14 protein-coding genes are annotated in these 19,100 nt (G+C 43.3%); 7 read left to right on the plus strand and 7 right to left on the minus strand.

Annotated features, from left to right (window positions below; all coding sequences use genetic code 11):
• Positions 1 to 6: 6 nt before the first annotated feature.
• Complete coding sequence (locus tag ADA42_RS16795) at positions 7 to 888, minus strand: hypothetical protein (RefSeq protein WP_039250473.1); 882 nt, start codon at positions 886 to 888, stop codon at positions 7 to 9.
• 214 nt (positions 889 to 1,102) lie between these two features.
• On the opposite strand from ADA42_RS16795, the gene ADA42_RS16800 reads away from it, so the two are divergent.
• Positions 1,103 to 1,324 carry a hypothetical protein gene (locus tag ADA42_RS16800; protein WP_000541018.1) on the plus strand — a complete coding sequence of 74 codons (222 nt, stop codon included), beginning with the start codon at positions 1,103 to 1,105 and terminating at the stop codon, positions 1,322 to 1,324.
• Here the strand turns inward: ADA42_RS16800 and ADA42_RS16805 are convergent.
• The 6 genes from ADA42_RS16805 to ADA42_RS16835 all read right to left on the minus strand — a co-directional run bounded on the left by ADA42_RS16805 (position 1,317) and on the right by ADA42_RS16835 (position 9,433).
• Positions 1,317 to 2,516, minus strand: coding sequence for a tyrosine-type recombinase/integrase (locus ADA42_RS16805; protein ID WP_004890115.1), 1,200 nt, complete (start codon positions 2,514 to 2,516; stop codon positions 1,317 to 1,319). The two genes, ADA42_RS16800 and ADA42_RS16805, sit on opposite strands and share 8 nt — an antisense overlap.
• A gap of 463 nt (positions 2,517 to 2,979) precedes the next feature.
• On the minus strand, positions 2,980 to 5,064 hold the full coding sequence (locus tag ADA42_RS16815) for a bifunctional diguanylate cyclase/phosphodiesterase (RefSeq protein ID WP_048766400.1): 2,085 nt from the start codon (positions 5,062 to 5,064) through the stop codon (positions 2,980 to 2,982).
• Between the two features lie 278 nt (positions 5,065 to 5,342).
• Positions 5,343 to 6,359 (minus strand): ketol-acid reductoisomerase, encoded by a 1,017-nt coding sequence (ilvC, locus tag ADA42_RS16820; protein ID WP_004940573.1) that lies wholly within the window; start codon positions 6,357 to 6,359, stop codon positions 5,343 to 5,345.
• A 32-nt stretch (positions 6,360 to 6,391) separates the two neighbouring features.
• Positions 6,392 to 6,883, minus strand: coding sequence for an acetolactate synthase small subunit (ilvN, locus tag ADA42_RS16825; RefSeq protein ID WP_004940575.1), 492 nt, complete (start codon positions 6,881 to 6,883; stop codon positions 6,392 to 6,394).
• Positions 6,883 to 8,607: an acetolactate synthase 3 large subunit gene (locus tag ADA42_RS16830; RefSeq protein ID WP_004940576.1), complete on the minus strand. Its 1,725-nt coding sequence runs from the start codon at positions 8,605 to 8,607 to the stop codon at positions 6,883 to 6,885. Before ADA42_RS16830 ends, ilvN begins: the two co-directional genes overlap by 1 nt.
• Positions 8,608 to 9,193: 586 nt before the next feature.
• Positions 9,194 to 9,433, minus strand: coding sequence for a hypothetical protein (locus ADA42_RS16835; protein WP_048766412.1), 240 nt, complete (start codon positions 9,431 to 9,433; stop codon positions 9,194 to 9,196).
• A 191-nt stretch (positions 9,434 to 9,624) separates the two neighbouring features.
• On the opposite strand from ADA42_RS16835, the gene leuS reads away from it, so the two are divergent.
• The 6 genes from leuS to ADA42_RS16865 all read left to right on the plus strand — a co-directional run bounded on the left by leuS (position 9,625) and on the right by ADA42_RS16865 (position 18,653).
• Complete coding sequence (gene leuS, locus ADA42_RS16840) at positions 9,625 to 12,246, plus strand: leucine--tRNA ligase (RefSeq protein ID WP_048766402.1); 2,622 nt, start codon at positions 9,625 to 9,627, stop codon at positions 12,244 to 12,246.
• A gap of 27 nt (positions 12,247 to 12,273) precedes the next feature.
• The gene (lptE, locus tag ADA42_RS16845; RefSeq protein ID WP_004940589.1) at positions 12,274 to 12,789 is read left to right on the plus strand and encodes an LPS assembly lipoprotein LptE; all 516 of its coding nucleotides are present in this window, start codon (positions 12,274 to 12,276) and stop codon (positions 12,787 to 12,789) included.
• A gap of 15 nt (positions 12,790 to 12,804) precedes the next feature.
• Positions 12,805 to 13,800, plus strand: coding sequence for a DNA polymerase III subunit delta (holA, locus tag ADA42_RS16850; RefSeq protein ID WP_004945307.1), 996 nt, complete (start codon positions 12,805 to 12,807; stop codon positions 13,798 to 13,800).
• A 100-nt stretch (positions 13,801 to 13,900) separates the two neighbouring features.
• Positions 13,901 to 15,247: a MacA family efflux pump subunit gene (locus tag ADA42_RS16855; protein ID WP_048766404.1), complete on the plus strand. Its 1,347-nt coding sequence runs from the start codon at positions 13,901 to 13,903 to the stop codon at positions 15,245 to 15,247.
• A gap of 2 nt (positions 15,248 to 15,249) precedes the next feature.
• Positions 15,250 to 17,247, plus strand: coding sequence for a MacB family efflux pump subunit (locus tag ADA42_RS16860; RefSeq protein WP_048766406.1), 1,998 nt, complete (start codon positions 15,250 to 15,252; stop codon positions 17,245 to 17,247).
• 32 nt (positions 17,248 to 17,279) lie between these two features.
• Positions 17,280 to 18,653 (plus strand): efflux transporter outer membrane subunit, encoded by a 1,374-nt coding sequence (locus ADA42_RS16865; RefSeq protein ID WP_373431654.1) that lies wholly within the window; start codon positions 17,280 to 17,282, stop codon positions 18,651 to 18,653.
• The last annotated feature ends 447 nt before the right edge of the window (positions 18,654 to 19,100 follow it).

Genomic DNA, 19,100 nt, shown 5'->3' on the forward strand with positions numbered 1-19,100 from the left:
AAACTTTTAGAACAAGATTTCTTTCAATATATCAGGCTGAGTTCGGAGCTCATGAATGATGGTTTCGGCAATGTATCCACCACTGTAAGGCATCTTATACCCAAACTTTTCCATCTCTTTAGAAGGATATTTTGCTTTCAGTATCTGATTAAGATTGTTAAGTTCGAGCTGTAATTTTTCTATTTTTTTCCCAATTGATGCTGGCTTTCTTCGCACGCCATCTGACTGAGCTTTAGCATACAACTGCTTACTCTCCTGCTCTAATTCACTGAGCATTTTTTGCTTAAGCACAAGTTCAGACTGAAGCCATTCAATATCGTAAACCTCAAAAGCTTTGACTAGATCATCAAGCACAAAATTAACTGCTTGATTCAAATTATCCCATTTGCCACGACGCACAATCTGCTCTCTTAAAGTGCGATATAAAATTTCCCGTCTTGGATATAAATGCTTGTCGTAACGAGCTTTGACTGCAATAATTGCCTTTGCACTTTTGGCAAGTGTACGGTTCTGAATAAACTCCACCCCACCAAGCATTTGCACATAAGCAATTAAAATATCTGAATATTGCCTTTGGAAAATTTTGGCAGGCAAGTTATTCACCTCAGGTCTTAATGTATTTATCTGCATTAAAAGCTGTGCAATCTGGAATGGCTTGAAAGAGATTGAAACCACATCCCCCATCATTTCTAAATGAAAAGCTGACTGCTCACTCAATTGAAAATCATTCTGCTGCATTCTTTTTATGATTTTTTCTTTTTGATCAATATATGATTGATTCTCCGTTTCTATTAATTCATTATTCAATTCACACTCATAGTAGTAACAAAAGTTTAACCATATATCCTGCTCAAGCTGCTCTAACCTTGATAATTTTTTATCAATCATAATTCATTAAAATACAGATAATTACATAGCATAATACTACTATATTTTTAAAAGCTAGTACCAATCTACTTTTACAATTTTTTAAATTTTATAGTTACCCCATCAATGAACTGATCTAATAGTTTTAACATTATAGGTTGATCTCCAGCCAATATTTAAGGTTAAAAAATTAGTTCTTTTATCTAATTGCGATAATCACAAAAGGATCAAAGATATGGGCTACTTAACATCTAAAGAAATTCGCCACAAACTCAAAAATTGCTCTGCATCGACTTTATGGCGTTACCAACAACCTAATCAAAAAATGTTCGAGCAACCAATGCCTCAACCTATTAAGAAATGCGCTGGCTCTACTAGCCTTTGGGATGAAGAAACGTTTAACGAATGGCTAATCAAATATTTCAATAACAACCAAATGAGTAATCTGTCTAGCTAGACAGATTACTTAATTTTTTCCACCATTTTTTATAAGCCTTCGACATCTCTTTTTGATAATCATAATAGTCATATGTCCCCTGTTCCCCAGGCATCACATGACCAACCATCAGTTCCGCAACATCCCTACTTGTAAACGCACTGAAATTTGTCCTTGCTGTACGCCGTAAATCATGCATAGACCAATGATCCATTTCAATTTTATAATTCTTCCTTGCAAATTGCATGAAGTTATAAGGGGTATCTGTTGGCCCACTACGCCCCATTGGCTCTTTGCCATTTTCATGTGGGAAAATGTATTCAGAATTACTCAAATCCATTGCAGACTGAAGCCACGGTTTGATCTCATCAATAATAGGTCGAACAATGTCCCCTTTACTTTCTCCTGTCTTATGATTTTCATACGGTACTGTCCATGTATTTTTACTAAAATCAAAATCTGATTTCCGTGCAAGCCTCAACTCACTATATCGATTACCATAAAACAAACATAACTTGAGAAATAAAACATTCCTTAATGATGTTCTAGACTCATCACAAATTTTAAAAATTAAAGACAACTCATCATCTTGTAATACTCGAACAGTTTTATTTTTCTTAATATTTAAGTCACGCTTTCCAGTGATATGTCTTATGGGATTTTGCTCAATTAATTTTCGATTAATCCCCCAATCCAAACACTGCTTTGTATTCGTAAGAATGCGATCAGTTATCGATGGCGACTGTTTAAATTGCTCTTCTAGTAAATCTAACCACATATGTAATGTGATTTGCTCAGCAGGTATGCTACCTAACTTTGGGAAAACATAAAGTTCAAATGATCTCAAATATTGATCTGCATTCTTTTTATTAGGAATACTATATTTCGCATGCCACTCACGAAATAGCGCTTCAAAAGTTATAGCCTCTGTGATCTTGTGAAGCTCTACTTTTTTATGAATACGCGGGTCATGTCCCTTTTCTAAAATTGCTTTCATTTTCTGCAATTCAATACGAGCTTCTTTAAGACTCATATTTGGATAGGTTCCCAAGTCTAAACGAGCTTGCTTATCGTTATATCGAAAACGCATCTGAAAAGTGAGTTTTCCTTTTTGAGAAACACGAACGCTCAATCCATCTTGATCAGACTCCGTATGTATAGCTGAACGTTCACGATCTAGATTCTTCTTAAGCCACGTATCTGTTAAAGGCATTTTACTCCACCTGTGTACATATTTTTTTCAAATAGAAAATTCTAGAAAATGTGTACACACATATGTACACAAACATACTGACTAGACTTGAAATCTATTGAATGGGGTTGAAAGATATACCAGATAAAGAATATCAATATTTTTATATTTTTACAGCACTTACAATGCTTTTATTATCATATTTGAAATAGGTTGAATGGGCTTGAATAGATATCAAACATTTGGGTGGGAAATAATTGCAAAAGTACGTCGTGCGTTTACTTCACGCGCAAGTTGTTCTTTAAACATGAAAGATGTCTTCAATCTAAATTCAGCAGGCCATCAAACGTACGTCCGGCACAAGACTGAAATGTGGGAATTCGAAATTGTCGCAATTGTAGCAGATTTGGCAGCTAATTTAATGCTTGTTGATATCTTCTAGGTTATCCACAGAAGAATCCATCCATAAGGTATTGCATGCGCACTACAATGAATGAACTGTCTGAAAATCGGCTGTTGTCACTTGAGAGATTAACTGCGCCACAGGCATAGGTCTGCCCAGCAAATAACCTTGTAGCTGATGACAGCCGAGTCGAATTAGAATGTCGGCCTGTAACTGAGTTTCAACGCCTTCTGCTGTCACATACAACCCGAGTTTTGTCGCCAGATGAATAATACTGTCCAAAATGACCTCTTCTTTGGAACCGTTAGTCAAATGAATAATAAATCCACGGTCAATCTTTAATTCATCTACTGGCAAATCTTTTAAGTACAGAAAACTCGAATGGCCTGTACCAAAGTCGTCAATCGCAATTCGGATTCCCAATGCACGAAGTTGCTCAAAGGTCGAAATACTCAAGTCGATATGCCGCATCGCGGTTGACTCGGTAATCTCGATCGTCAGGTGATTGGGCCGGATGCGATATTTTTTGATCAAGTCTTCTAGCGTCTTGACCAGATGTTTATTTTCAAACTGAATGGCCGATAAATTGACTGCAATTGGATATAACGCTGTTCCTTGTGTTTCCCACTCTTGAATTTGCTTACAGGCTTGCTCGAGTGCCCAGTAACCCATCGGAACAATCAAGCCAGTTTTTTCAGCACCATCGATAAACATATGCGGGCTAAGCAATCCAAAACTAGGATGCTGCCATCGAATCAATGCTTCAACACCACAAATTTTAAGCGTGGTGTCATATTTGGGCTGATAGAACAACACAAATTGTTTTTCTTCAACAGCCTTATACAGGTCATTAATTAACTTGGATTGACTGCGTGTTTCATTTTGCTCACTCGAATAGTTAAAAATCGAATAGGTATTCCGGCCTTGATCTTTGGCCATGACCATGGCGATATCGGCATTAATGAGCAAATCTTGCATGTTGTGACCATGTTCGGGATAAATCGCAATCCCAATACTGCCCGAGATATTAATTTCTTTACTGGTGATCTGGTAGGTTTCTTGCAAATGCTTGAGAACATCTTCTGCGATTTTTGCAACTTGGCGGGTTGTTTTATTTTCGATAATCAGTAGGAACTCATCACCTCCAATCCTGAGCAACTTCCCGTTTTCATCGAGCTGCTCTTGAATGCGATTGGCCACCTGAATCAGTAATTGATCACCCACATGGTGGCCAAATGCATCATTGATCGAATTAAAGCGATCTAGATCCAGATATAAAAATGCAATTTTTTCATGTTGCTGGTGCGGGTCTGCAAATCTGTCTTTAACATAGTCCATCAAAAACAAACGATTGGGCAATTTAGTTAAATTATCATGTACAGCTAAATTGGCCAGTTCGCGGTTGAGTTTAAGCAATGCCTTATTACGCTCTTCAAGACGCAACTCCAACACGGCCACGCAATAACCCGCCATCAATACCAAACTGGTAATAAAAATAATCGTAAATAACAGCAAGTCATGACTGGTCTGATTCAGCGCAATGCCGCTAGTCAAATCTTTATCGATAAACATCGTGGCAGTCATGCCGGTATAATGCAAACCGACAATCGCAAGTGCCAAGGTGGTTGCGGCAGCAAGTTGCAGGTACACTTTATTTTTTTGCGCGTTTTTATATTTAAAGATCAATAAAAAGGCAAGTCCTGACCCGCTAATCGCGATCAATACCGAAAACACCACCAATAACGGATCATAGTCGATGGTGTAATGTTCGAGTATCAGTCCCATCATGCCAGTATAATGCATGCCGGAAATGCCCAAGCCCATAAGCACCGAACCAATCACCAGTCGTGCAATCGGCAAGGTTTCACGAGTAATCAACCAGATTGCAAAGGTCGATGCCACAAAAGCAATCAGGTAAGAAACCAGCGTTAAACTCGGATCAAAATAATATGGCTTGGGTAAATGGCAAGCCAGCATACCGACAAAATGCATGGCCCAGATCGCAAGACCAAGGACCAGACCACAGCCCAGCATAATGATCTTTTCATAAGGTAAATAACGTTTTTTAAAAATTAATTGTTGCAAAGAGATTGCGACAAAGCAGATTATCACCGCCAGAACAATAGAACCGATGACAATGGTACTGTCGTAATCAACATGTTCCATAAAGGACTTCCATGATTATTTATTAAACTGCTTGCTGTTTTTAGAGTGTTAGGCAACAACAACGCATCATTATTATTGTTAATCCGACCCACACGATTACTTATGATTCTAACATTAAAGCGCTTCTTTACTATTCGTAAATCCACCTTTTTTTATTTTAAAAATCAATGAAATAAAACACGTTATTTAATTATTATTATGAATCAATTCACATTATCTAATTAAAAAGGTAAAAAAAATCCCGTCTCAAGACGGGATTTTTTTACCAAAAAGAAAAATTAGTTTTTCTCTTTGTCTACGATTTTGTTGGCTTGAATCCACGGCATCATTGCACGTAATTTCGCACCTGTTACTTCAATACCGTGTGCGGCATTTTGACGGCGACGTGCAGTCATAGAAGGATAGTTCAACGCACCTTCCTGAATGAACATTTTCGCGTATTCGCCAGATTGAATACGTTTAAGTGCATTACGCATCGCTTCGCGAGACTGTTCGTTGATCACTTCAACGCCAGTTACGTATTCGCCATACTCCGCATTGTTTGATACCGAGTAGTTCATGTCCGCAATACCGCCTTCGAACATCAAGTCTACAATTAACTTAAGTTCGTGCAAGCATTCGAAGTATGCCATTTCTGGTGAATAACCCGCTTCAACCAAAGTTTCGAAGCCCATTTTAACCAGTTCAACTGCACCACCACAAAGTACCGCTTGCTCACCGAACAAGTCAGTTTCAGTTTCTTCACGGAATGAAGTTTCGATAATACCGGTACGGCCACCACCAACACCAGAGGCATAAGACAATGCAACGTTACGTGCATTACCTGAAGCATCTTGATGGATTGCGATCAAATCAGGTACACCTGAACCGCGCTGGAATTCAGAACGCACTGTATGGCCTGGTGCTTTTGGTGCAACCATGATCACGTCAAGATCTTTACGTGGAACAACTTGGTTGTAAAGAACAGAGAAACCGTGTGCAAATGCTAAAGTTGCACCTTCTTTGATGTTTGGCTCAATCACATCACGGTAAAGTTGTGACTGGAACTCGTCCGGAGTCAAAATCATCACCAAGTCAGCTTGTTTCACAGCTTCAGGCACTTCTGCAACTTTTAAGCCAGCATTTTCAGCTTTTTTCCAAGATGCTGAATTTGCACGCAGACCAACAGTCACGTCTACACCAGAATCTTTTAGGTTTAGCGCATGCGCGTGACCTTGTGAACCGTAACCAATAATTGCTACTTTTTTGCCTTGGATGATTGATAAGTCACAATCTTTATCGTAAAAAATTTGCATCTGTTTTCTCCGCTAAAATACGTTAATTTGGTTTAAATACTTAATACTTTTTCGCCACGCGCGATACCCGAGACACCTGAGCGAACCACTTCTAAAATGGTATTTTCAGCTAAGGCATCAATAAATCCATCGAGCTTATCTGTCGTCCCTGCGATCTGGATGGTATACGTGGTCGGTGTCACGTCGACAATTGCGGCACGGAAGATATCCGCTGTACGCTTGATTTCCGCACGTGCTGAACCCAAGGCTTTAACCTTGATCAACATCAGCTCACGCTCAATATGTGCGCCTTCTGAAAGATCAACCACTTTGACCACTTCAACCAGCTTATTTAGCTGCTTGGTGATCTGTTCGATTTTGTGATCATCACCATAGGTGGTCAGGGTTAAACGCGATAAGGTCGCATCTTCTGTTGGTGCAACATTCAAGGTTTCAATGTTGTAGCCACGTTGACTAAATAGCCCGACTAGACGTGAAAGCGCACCAGCTTCGTTCTCAACGAGTACCGAAATAATGTGTCTCATTAAATGCGCTCCCCTTTAGAAATCCACATATCACGCATCGACTGACCCGCAACCAACATTGGATAAACGTGCTCAGTACGATCAACCATGACATTGATAAACACACATTTATCATTGATGGCCATGGCCTCTGCAAGCTTAGACTCTAACTCATCGGCATGATCAATCTGAATACCAACATGACCATAGGCGTCCATCAGCTTGGCAAAGTCAGGTAAAGACTCGACATAAGAGCTTGAATGACGGCCTTCATAGTTCATATCCTGCCACTGTTTAACCATCCCGAGGGCACGGTTATTGAGGCACAGAATCTTCACGTTTAAGCCATATTGCTTACAGGTCGAAAGTTCCTGAATACACATCTGGATCGACGCTTCGCCTGTAATACACACCACGTGCTGATCAGGACAAGCCAGTTTGGCGGCCATCGCATACGGCAAGCCAACGCCCATGGTGCCAAGACCACCCGAGTTGATCCACTGACGCGGACGCTTGTACTTGTAATACAGTGCGCCAAACATCTGATGCTGCCCAACGTCTGAGGTGATAATCGCTTCACCATCAGTCGCTTTATAAAGCGCCTCGACCACCTGTTGTGGCTTCATTTCACCGTTTTGCGCGGCTTGATATTTCAATCCGTGAACTTTACGCCACTCATTGATTTGCTCCCACCACTCAGCCATCGCTTCTGGGTTTGGCTTCGACACATTCAGCTGCTTAAGCTGTGTCAGCATTTCCTGAAGAACTGGCTGTACCGCACCCACAATCGGGATATGCGCCATAATGGTTTTTGAGATGGCCGCCGGATCGATATCAATATGAATGACTTTGGCATTTAAACAGAACTTGGCCGGATTATTGGTCACACGGTCATCAAAACGTGCACCAATTGCCAAGATCACATCGGCATTATGCATGGCCATATTGGCTTCATAGGTACCGTGCATGCCAAGCATACCCAAGAATTGCGGATCATCACCCGGAAATGCACCCAAGCCCATCAAGGTATTGGTTACAGGGAAACCCAGCACACGTGCCAGTTCTCGGAGCGATTCAGATGCATTGCCTTGTACCACACCACCACCGGTGTAAATCACCGGACGCTTAGCGGTTAATAGCTCATCTACAGCTTTACGAATTTGACCCGAATGGCCGCGAGAAGGTGGCTGATACGAACGCAGCTTGACCTTTTCTGGGTATTCATAGGCAAATTTTTCAGCAGGATTAGTCACATCTTTTGGAATATCAACCACGACCGGACCAGGACGACCCGATGAAGCGATATAAAATGCTTTTTTAATAATTGCAGGAATTTCACTTGCATGACGGACTTGGAAACTGTGTTTGACGATTGGACGGGAAATTCCCACCATGTCTGTTTCCTGAAACGCATCTTCACCAATAAGATGTGACGCAACCTGTCCCGATAGAATCACCATCGGAATAGAGTCCATATATGCAGTTGCAATTGGAGTTACGGTATTGGTTGCCCCTGGGCCAGACGTGACGAGTACAACACCAGTTTTTCCGGTTACACGCGAATAGGCATCAGCCATATGACCAGCTGCTTGCTCGTGGCGTACCAGATAGTGATTGATTTTGTCTTGTTGAAAGAGCGCATCATAAATATGTAAAACTGCGCCGCCTGGGTATCCAAAAACGTGCTCAACGCCCTCATCCGCGAGTGCGCGAACGAGCATTTCACCACCAGATAAAAGTTCCAACGTGATTCACCCTAGTCTTTATCACTATTTATGGGAGGCACAAATAGTGTTCATTCATTTACTGTCTGCATTGTTATAGCACACATAGTTCCAAGTTTTTGCTGCAATAGGAAAAATTTCTGAGCTCACAACCGTTTGAGTTGTTACAGCATCGTAGAAGAACTGTTGGGATAAACAGCACTTGGACAAAATCATTTTCTCGGCTAGAGAAAATGTCCATTGCAAACCATGTCATTTAGTCGAAGGGTGATCGAATAAATGCATATAAAACTAAAGCAAGCATTTTTTATGTTTCGTCCTACAAAGTCAAGTTTTAAAGTACATTTTTTGGCATTAATTTAAACCTGAATAGTTTTTAAACAGTTTTCGCAATCATCTCCTGCACAGGATTTATTTTCGCTCTCGATCAAATATGCTATTAATACTCGATATGATGCATGGTCGAGTGCGCTGAAATGCAAAAAATAAAACAAAATCACCTTTCAATCATGATGTCCCTAGTGCTACTTAGCAGCGTTGCTTTTACGACTAACACGCTTTACGCCCAAAGCTATTATAAGTGGATCGATGCTCAAGGTTCGACCCACTACACCAAAATGCCACCGCCCAAAGGTGCAAGAAAGCAAGGCAAAGTAGATACGTACAGCTCAACATCCAGCACCTCTGCTGCTACATCAAGCCCTACGACACCGCCAACACCTACTACAAATACAGCCACATCATCACTTGGGAGTAATTCAAGCCCTGCCAGTACGCCAGCCACCGCACCTGCTATCTCTAGCGAATCATCAAAGCGCGACATCGCTGATCGCAGCAACCCCACCATGAAAACACCGGCTCGCACAGCGTCAAGCAGCACTTTTTAAACGAGGCCTGTTCAATTATTTTCAGATCGCTTTGCAAGTTTTTACGCATCTGCCTGAAAATACCTGCCCACATGATTCACTTCTTTATGGGTTTTGCGCTATGCTGTGCAGCAATATTTTTTAACTTCATTTTGTTGTTGCCAATACATTTATGACTACCGCACACATTGACGCCGAATATCAAGCTAATGCGATCGAATCTCAGGTTCAAAACGACTGGGAAAACCGCAAAGCATTTAAAGTCGCAGACACTGTTGAAGGAAAACATCGTTATATCCTGTCGATGTTTCCATATCCAAGTGGCAAACTGCATATGGGTCACGTGCGTAACTACACCATTGGCGACGTGATCAGCCGTTTTTATCGCCTCAAAGGTGAAACAGTACTGCAACCTATGGGCTGGGATGCATTTGGTCTTCCTGCCGAAAATGCAGCTATTGCACATCAAGTCGCACCGGCAAAATGGACGTTTGAAAATATTGCCTACATGCGCGACCAACTGAAAAAACTCGGTTTATCGATTGACTGGGACCGCGAATTTGCCACCTGTACACCAGAATACTATCACTGGGAACAGTGGCTCTTTGTGCAGTTGTATAAAAAAGGCCTGATTTATCGCAAGCTCTCTACCGTCAACTGGGATCCGGTAGACCAAACCGTTTTGGCCAATGAGCAGGTTGAAAATGGTCGTGGTTGGCGCTCGGGCGCTTTGGTTGAAAAGCGCGATATTCCGATGTATTACTTCCGCATCACCGATTATGCACAAGAACTGTTAGATGATTTAGATACGCTCAAAGATGGCTGGCCGCAACAGGTCTTGACCATGCAGCGTAACTGGATTGGTCGCTCAACGGGCATGGACATCACGTTCCCATCGGCTAACCCAGAAATTTATGCCGATGCTTTAACAGTTTATACCACACGTGCCGATACGCTGATGGGTGTGACCTATGTAGCGGTTGCCGCAGAGCATCCAATGGCGCTTAAAGCAGCCGAGAATAACCCTGAATTGGCGGCATTTATTGAAGAATGCCGTATGGGCTCGGTTGCCGAAGCCGATTTGGCCACCGCTGAAAAGAAAGGCATGTCGACTGGTTTATCGGTTAAGCATCCGGTCACAGGTGAAACCCTTCCTGTTTGGATTGCCAACTATGTGTTGATGTCGTATGGCTCTGGTGCTGTGATGGCTGTGCCTGCTCACGACGAGCGTGATTTCGAGTTTGCCAATAAGTTCAATCTACCGATCAAGCAAGTGATTGATGCCAAAGGCGCAGATGATGCTGAGTATTCGGTAAACACGTGGCAAGAATGGTACGGCTCTAAAGATGGAATTCTGGTCAACTCTGGTGAGTTTGATGGATTGCAATTCCAAGCAGCATTTGATGCATTCCTTGCAAAATTAGAACCACAAGGTTTAGCAAATTCGAAAGTTCAGTTCCGTTTACGTGACTGGGGTGTATCACGCCAGCGCTACTGGGGCTGTCCAATTCCAATGATCAACTGCGATAGCTGTGGTCAGGTTCCGGTTCCAGAAGAGCAGTTACCTGTGGTATTACCGACCGACGTTGTTCCAGACGGATCGGGTAATCCACTCAACAAAATGCCTGAGTTTTACGAAACGACTTGCCCATCGTGTGGTGGTCATGCGCGCCGTGAAACCGATACTCTCGATACTTTTGTTGAGTCATCTTGGTATTATGCACGCTATGCCTCTCCTGACTTTACCGGCGGAATGGTCAAACCAGAAGCAGCGCAAAGCTGGTTACCGGTCAATCAATACATTGGTGGCGTAGAACACGCGATTTTGCATTTGTTATATGCGCGCTTCTTCCACAAACTCATGCGTGATGAAGGCGTGGTTCAAGGCGATGAGCCGTTTACCAATCTACTGACTCAAGGCATGGTGCTGGCCGATACATTCTATCGCGAAAGCGAAAGTGGCAAAAAAACTTGGTTCAACCCTGCCGATATCTTGCTTGAACGCGATGAAAAAGGCCGTATTGTCTCTGCCAAATACAGTGGCGACGGGCAAGAAGTGGTGATTGGCGGACAAGAAAAAATGTCTAAGTCCAAAAATAATGGCATTGATCCACAAGCGATTATTGATCAATACGGCGCAGATACTGCACGCGTGTTTATGATGTTTGCTGCCCCACCTGATCAATCACTCGAATGGTCAGATGCAGGCGTAGAAGGTTCTAACCGTTTCTTAAAGCGTGTTTGGCGCCTTGCGACTGGATTTTTGGAAAAAGGCTATGCGCAGGCACCAATTGCTGGCGAGCTATCTAAAGATGCACAAGACTTGCGCCGTAAAACGCATGAAACCATTCAAAAAGTGGGCGATGATATTGAGCGCCGTCATGCATTTAATACCGCCATTGCAGCCTTGATGGAATTACTCAATGCCACCAGCAAATTTGAAGTTCAAACTGCTGACGATGCTGCTGTTGCGCGTGAAGCCATTGAAACCTTGCTGACCTTGCTGGCACCATTTGCACCGCACTTGAGTCAGACCTTACTGGCAGAATTCGGCATCGATTTAATTGCAGCACAATTCCCAACGGTGGATGAGTCTGCATTGACACGAAATACACAAACCATCGTTGTACAAGTCAATGGTAAACTTCGTGGTAAGTTGGAAGTGTCGGTCGAAATTTCTAAAGATGAGCTGTTGGCACAAGCCAAAGCGTTACCGGAAATTCAGCAATTTTTAACAGGTCCAACCAAAAAAGAAATTGTGGTGCCAAACAAACTGGTTAACCTAGTGGTTTAATTCTAACAAGCGTCAAGAGGAACAAGCATGCACTTAGTTCAACGTTTAGCAGCAGTTGTTTTAACTTTAGGTCTAAGTGCAGGCTTGGTCGGCTGTGGATTTCATTTGAAAGGAATGAATCCATCTGCCAGTCCGATGGCTTACACTAAAATTCAGTTGGCTTTACCAGCCAATACTGAGGAGCTAGAAAAGCAGTTGAGTGTTTATCTCACTGCGTCTGGCGCACAAATCAGTCAGGCCAATGATGCCTATGTGCTTCGTGTACTCGATTACACCCCGCGCAGACAGCTTCTGAACGGTAAACTCACTGAGGTGCTGCTGCGTTTGACTGTGACTTTCCAAATTGAAGATCGTCAAGGTCATGCGCTGACAGAACCAAGAACCATTACCGCAACACGTAACTATCAATACGATGTGGCAACGGTCAACACCGACAACCAGCAAGAGATTTATCTGAACCATATCATTGTCGATGATGTGGCACAGCAAATTGCTCGTCAGATTTCAAACAATCGTTTACCTCAGGTCACTGCTCAGCCTTAAGGCTGTGTCATTCATATGAAACTGGATTACTTACAAGCACTTAAGCGGGTCGACGAAGCCCGTGGTGCTTGGATTGTTCACGGTCAGGAGCCTTTGCTTGAGCAAAATCTACTTGATGCCTTTCGTAAGAGCTGGCAGGCGCAAGAGATCGAGCGGCAGCGTTATGACATTGGCAGCGTGAGTGACTGGAAAAACGTGTTTAATGGTTTAAATAGCCTATCGCTTTTTTCGCAGCAACTGGCAATTGAAGTGCATGGCAACATCAAGCCCGATGCCAACGGTATCAAGCAACTCAAAAGTTACTTGCAGCACAATGAGCATAATCTGCTACTGGTGGTATTGCCTAAACAGGATGCCTCAAGTCTAAAGTCGTCTTTTTTTCAAACGGTTGAAGCCAATGGCGTGATTGCGCATTTGAGCGCACAGTATCCACAAGATCGTCAGCGCATTCTGGCAAAAGAAGCAGAAAAAATTGGGATACAACTGGATCAGGATGCTTGGACATGGCTGATGCAGCACCACGAGCATAATCTGCTTGCGGCTAAAAACAGTCTCATGCGCGTAAGCGATACCTTCCCCGACCATCAACTGATTCAAATTGAACAGTTGTATGCCTGCCTGCAAGATCAATCACGTTATACCACCTACGATTTAAGTGACGCCATGTTACGTGGCAATCTGGCGCAGTCAGTCAAAATCTTTCAATATCTGATTGGTGCGGGAGAACCCCATAGTCTGATTTTGTGGACATTAAGCAAAGAAATGCGTCTGCTGATGCAACTCTTTGAGCAACCGCAAAATGCCTTACAACTGGGGATCTGGAAAACCAAAGTATCGGATTATCAGCAGGCACTGCGTCGCTTAAATCCGCAGTGTTTTTTAAACTGGCCTGCCTTATTGTTACGTATCGACAGTGCCATTAAAGGCATGTCGGATGAAAACCCCGAGCACTTGATTTTACAGGCGCTGGCCGAATTATGTGGTGCTTCGCTGTTTGCCCAACCAGCCTGATGAATGTATTTGATTGAACTAAATTAATAAAAATATTCACGTTTTATTCTCATTTCACTTCTATACTAGCGCCAGTCCTTCTTACTTTGCCTGTATCGCTATGCCTAAAATAAAACCATCTAGACTTGTGATTATTGCCATTGGTATTGTGCTGATTGCCCTTTTGGCTTGGTTCTTTTTGAAACCTAAGCAACAGCAACCGCAGTACATCACCGAAACAGCAAACTACGGTAATCTTGAAAATACGGTACTGGCAACCGGTACACTGGATGCCACCAAACTGATTAGTGTCGGTGCACAGGTATCTGGTCAGGTGAAGAAGATGTACGTTCAGTTGGGCGATGAAGTGAAACAAGGGCAACTGATTGCGCAAATCGATTCGACCACGCAGGAAAACAGTTTAAAAACCGCAGATGCCAATATTCGTAATTTAGAAGCTCAGCGTTTACAACAAGAAGCCAATCTGAATGAGGCACAGTTGGCATATCGTCGTCAGCAACAAATGTTTGCACAAGATGCCACGTCTAAAGCCGAACTTGAATCTGCCGAAGCCAGCTACAAAACGGCTCAAGCTCAGATTAAAGCGATTAATGCGCAAATTGAATCGGCTAAAGTGACGCGTTCGACGGCACAAACCAATATCGGTTATACCCGCATTGTGGCGCCGACCGATGGAACGGTAGTGGCCATTGTGACGGAAGAAGGTCAGACGGTAAACGCCAACCAGTCAGCTCCAACGATTGTGAAAATTGCAAAATTACAGAACATGACGATTAAAGCCCAAGTCAGCGAAGCCGATATCATGAAAGTGGAAAAAGGCCAGCAGGTGTATTTCACAACTTTAGGCGATGACAAAAAGCGCTATGCAACACTACGTCAGATTGAACCGGCACCAGACTCAATTTCTAGTGAATCCACTTCATCTAGTAACTCATCTAGTTCAAGCAGTAGCACCGCAATTTATTATAACGCCCTGTTTGATGTACCCAATGAAGATGGCAAATTACGTATTGATATGACAGCTCAGGTCTATATTGTTTTAGATTCGGTCAATCATGCCTTACTGGTCCCGTCTTCTGCCTTATCGACACGTTCAGCAAATGGTCAGGGTCAATCGAATCGTAATAAAAATGCTGCTGCATCTTCGGCGACAGCCAGCCATAAAAAAGACAAAACTGATGCACCTAAACTCGAACGCCTGAACTTAACCGCAGAGCAAAAGCAGGCAGTCGAAGCAGGAAAAGCCACGCTTAGTGTGGTGCGTGTATTAAATGCAGATGGCACGGTGCAGCCAAAACAAGTATTGATTGGTATTAACAACCGAGTCAGTGCACAGGTCTTGGCAGGGCTTAAAGCAGGTGATCAGGTGGTGATTGCTGACAGTGCAGATACCTCAGCTGCTAACGCCAATAGTGGTAATCGTCGTCGTGGACCAATGGGATTCTAAGCATGACCAAACAAGCTTTGCTTGAAGTCAGCAATCTGGTACGAGAGTTCCCTGCTGGCGATAGCACCATACAAATTTTAAAAAATATTGATCTGACGATTTACGAAGGCGAACTGGTGGCAATTGTCGGCCAGTCCGGTTCGGGTAAATCGACCCTCATGAATATTTTGGGCTGTTTGGATCGACCGACCAGCGGCAGCTATAAAGTGAGTGGGCAAGAAACCGGACAACTTGAACCCGATGATCTGGCCAAGCTCCGCCGTGAATATTTCGGATTTATCTTTCAGCGTTATCATTTGCTCGGAGATTTATCTGCAGAAGGCAATGTGGAAGTTCCAGCAGTTTATGCAGGCGTTAATCCAGCCGAACGTAAACAGCGTGCAACAGCACTGTTGACCGAGTTGGGACTGGGCAGTAAAACCCAGAATCGTCCAAGTCAACTGTCGGGTGGTCAACAACAACGTGTCTCGATTGCCCGTGCGCTGATGAACGGCGGCGATGTAATTTTAGCCGATGAACCTACCGGTGCTCTCGATTCGCATAGCGGTGTCGAGGTGATGCGGATTTTGCGTGAGCTCAATGCAGCAGGTCATACCGTTATTATTGTCACGCACGATATGCAAGTGGCCAAAAATGCCACCCGAATTATTGAGATCAGTGATGGCGAGATTATTGCTGACCGCGCCAATACTCCTGAGTCCGCCGCTACACAAAAAGCTGAACCAGATCCTGATGCTGCACCCGCCCTTGCGCACAAGCAGAGTAAAAGTCAAAGTGTGTCATCTTGGCGATCATTTTTAGATCGCTTGTCTGAAGCATTTCAGATGGCGCTGATTTCGATGAATGCACACCGCATGCGCACCTTTCTGACCATGCTCGGGATTATTATCGGTATTGCATCTGTGGTCACTGTGGTCGCGCTCGGAAACGGCTCACAGAAGCAGATTCTGGAAAATATCAGCAGTCTGGGTACCAATACCATTACGGTCTTTCAAGGTCGTGGCTTTGGTGACAACTCCAAAACCGCCAACTTTAAAACGCTGGTTCCAACAGATGCCGATGCCTTGGCAACTCAACCTTATGTTACAGCAGTCTCGCCGATGGTGAGTAGCTCCAAAACCATTCGTTATCAAGAGAATGAAGCTACCGCCACCATCAATGGTGTAGGAAATGACTTTTTTGGCGTGCGTGGCTTAACCTTTAAAGATGGGCAAAGTTTTGATGCAGTCAGCGTGCGGGATCGCTCGCAAGATGTGGTAATTGATACCAATACCCAAAAGCAGTTTTTTGCAGATGGAACCAACCCGATTGGGCAAGTGATTTTACTGGGTAGCGTACCGGCTCGAATTATCGGCATTATCGAGCCGCAGAGCAGCGCAATGGGTTCAGATGATAGCCTGAACGTCTATATGCCCTACACCACTGTGATGAGCCGTATGCTGGGTCAGTCGAATGTGCGTAGCATTATCGTTCGTATTAATGATCAGTATTCCACCAGTGCTGCTGAAAATGCCATTGTGAACTTGCTTACCTTGCGACACGGTCAGCAAGATATTTTCACCATGAACAGTGACAGTATCCGTCAGACCATTGAAAAAACCACCAGCACCATGACGCTTTTGGTGTCTGCCATTGCCGTCATTTCACTGGTTGTTGGGGGAATTGGGGTTATGAATATCATGTTGGTTTCTGTGACAGAGCGAACTCAAGAAATTGGGGTACGCATGGCGGTTGGTGCGCGTCAAAGCGATATTTTGCAGCAATTTTTAATTGAAGCCATTCTGGTATGTTTAATCGGTGGTGTGCTTGGCGTATTACTGTCCTTAGGATTAGGTCAACTTATCAACAAAGTTGCCGCCGGGAATTTTGCAGTGGCGTATTCAACCACCTCGATTGTTGCGGCTTTTGTTTGCTCAACCCTGATTGGTGTGGTCTTTGGTTTCTTACCCGCCAGAAATGCTGCTCAGCTCGATCCTGTTGCGGCCTTGTCTAGAGAATAAGAGGAGCTCTCATGCCATCATCTAAACTTACTATGCTGTGTGCCATGCTCGTTGCCTCCTCGACGTTGGTCGGTTGTGCTGCAGTGGTGAAAACGCCCTATCATGTACCCGCTGTACAAACACCTTCGAGCTTTCAATACGACAAGACCCAAGCCACATCAAATTATGCCAATTATGCCGACCGCTGGTGGACGTTGTTTGGCGATACACAGCTCAATCAACTGGTCGATCAGGTGATTGCCAAAAATACTGATTTGGCTGTGGCAGGTATTACACTTCGGCAGGCTCGATTAAAAGCTGGCTTGGCTGCAGATCAGCAAGGCCCACGCGTTAATTCAAGTGTTTCGACCAGTCAGAATATTGACGTAAACTCGGGTGATAGAAGTTCAAATGGCCTCTCGCTCAATGCCGGGGTAAGTTATGAGCTGGATTTATTTGGTAAATTGGCGCGTCAGACCGAAGCAGCCAAATGGGAAGCATTGGCCACAGCGCAAGATTTACAGGCGACTGCACAAACCCTGATTGGCACCACCACGAAGCTCTATTGGCAACTGGCTTACTTAAATGAAAGCTTAAGTACCGCACAACAAAGCTTGGCCACCTCTGAAAAACTATATAGCTTGGTGAATACCCAATACCAAGCAGGTGCTGTTTCCGGGCTGGATTTAACACAAGCCGAACAATCGGTCCAAAGTCAAAAAGCCAACTTAAGCCAGATCCAGCAAAGCTTGGTAGAAACCCGCACAGCGTTGGCTGTACTGTTACACATTCCTGTACAGCAGTTAAATATCCAAGAACCACAGCGCTCGCCTCAGGTCAATTTACCGCAAATTCAAGCGGGATTGCCGGCCAGCATTTTGTCACGACGTCCGGATTTACGTGCAGCTGAGTTGAGATTACGCGAAACCTTGGCAACTAAAGATGCTACCGTGGCCAGTTATTATCCATCGATCAGTCTAACGGGAAGTTTAGGTTCAAGCAGCACATCACTCACAGAACTGATTAGAAACCCAGTGTTGGCGCTTGGTGCGAATTTGAGTTTGCCTTTTTTGCAATATAACGACATGAAAAAGAATATTGCCATTAGTCAACTCGATTATGAAAAAGCCATTATTCAGTATCGTCAGACCTTGTATCAGGCTTTTGCCGATGTTGAAAATGCACTTTCTGCCCGCACCGAGTTGAATCAGCAAGTTCAATTTCAGCAACGAAATCTCGAACTGGCAGAGAAAGCAGAACGCCTGACCGATGTGCGCTATCGTAATGGCGCGATTGCGCTTAAAAATGTACTAGATCAGCAGCAAACAACGCGAACTGCGCGCTTAAGTTTGGTCAATACCAAACAAAGCCAGTACAATGCCTATGTCACGCTCATGCAGGCATTGGGTGGCTCTCCAATTCAATAATGGATCTATAAAAAAGCCACTACGGTGGCTTACTTTTCTTGAACAAAATAATTTTCTGGATAATGATCTTTTCCTTTGAGATTTTTTCGATATTTCATAACACTCATCAGAACACGATCATCAGTTAAAAATTATTATAAAAATTCTGCTTTTTAGGAGTACCAGAACCTGGTCTTTCAAATATTTTTTCTGATAATGATAAAAAATCCCATGTGAATTATGATAATTGAAGTAAGTTTAAGAACATATATTTCAACTATTTTAGCTACATGCTAAATATGAGTTTAATATAAAAATTGTTAAAATCTTTTAAACTATTTATGGCAATACTTCAAATTATAATCACTTAACATAAAATCTCTGTTCAAGCACCTACACCTAACTTAAAATTTATACAATATGTGTAACGTTATGACTTATAAAAAGATGATGAAACAAAATCTTGTA

It is taken from the genome of Acinetobacter sp. 243_ASPC (assembly GCF_001054715.1).
Classification (GTDB): Bacteria; Pseudomonadota; Gammaproteobacteria; order Pseudomonadales; family Moraxellaceae; genus Acinetobacter; species Acinetobacter soli.

Bases quoted from the DNA above. Each gene is read 5' to 3' on its own strand.
- leuS (WP_048766402.1), top strand. From the start codon at position 9,625: ATGACTACCGCACACATTGACGCCGAATATCAAGCTAATGCGATCGAA.
- ilvC (WP_004940573.1), bottom strand. From the start codon at position 6,359: ATGCAAATTTTTTACGATAAAGATTGTGACTTATCAATCATCCAAGGC.
- ADA42_RS16855 (WP_048766404.1), top strand. From the start codon at position 13,901: ATGCCTAAAATAAAACCATCTAGACTTGTGATTATTGCCATTGGTATT.
- ADA42_RS16805 (WP_004890115.1), bottom strand. From the start codon at position 2,516: ATGCCTTTAACAGATACGTGGCTTAAGAAGAATCTAGATCGTGAACGT.
- ADA42_RS16865 (WP_373431654.1), top strand. From the start codon at position 17,280: ATGCTGTGTGCCATGCTCGTTGCCTCCTCGACGTTGGTCGGTTGTGCT.
- holA (WP_004945307.1), top strand. From the start codon at position 12,805: ATGAAACTGGATTACTTACAAGCACTTAAGCGGGTCGACGAAGCCCGT.
- ilvN (WP_004940575.1), bottom strand. From the start codon at position 6,883: ATGAGACACATTATTTCGGTACTCGTTGAGAACGAAGCTGGTGCGCTT.
- ADA42_RS16800 (WP_000541018.1), top strand. From the start codon at position 1,103: ATGGGCTACTTAACATCTAAAGAAATTCGCCACAAACTCAAAAATTGC.
- ADA42_RS16815 (WP_048766400.1), bottom strand. From the start codon at position 5,064: ATGGAACATGTTGATTACGACAGTACCATTGTCATCGGTTCTATTGTT.
- lptE (WP_004940589.1), top strand. From the start codon at position 12,274: ATGCACTTAGTTCAACGTTTAGCAGCAGTTGTTTTAACTTTAGGTCTA.
- ADA42_RS16860 (WP_048766406.1), top strand. From the start codon at position 15,250: ATGACCAAACAAGCTTTGCTTGAAGTCAGCAATCTGGTACGAGAGTTC.
- ADA42_RS16795 (WP_039250473.1), bottom strand. From the start codon at position 888: ATGATTGATAAAAAATTATCAAGGTTAGAGCAGCTTGAGCAGGATATA.
- ADA42_RS16835 (WP_048766412.1), bottom strand. From the start codon at position 9,433: ATGGTGGGGTTGCTGCGATCAGCGATGTCGCGCTTTGATGATTCGCTA.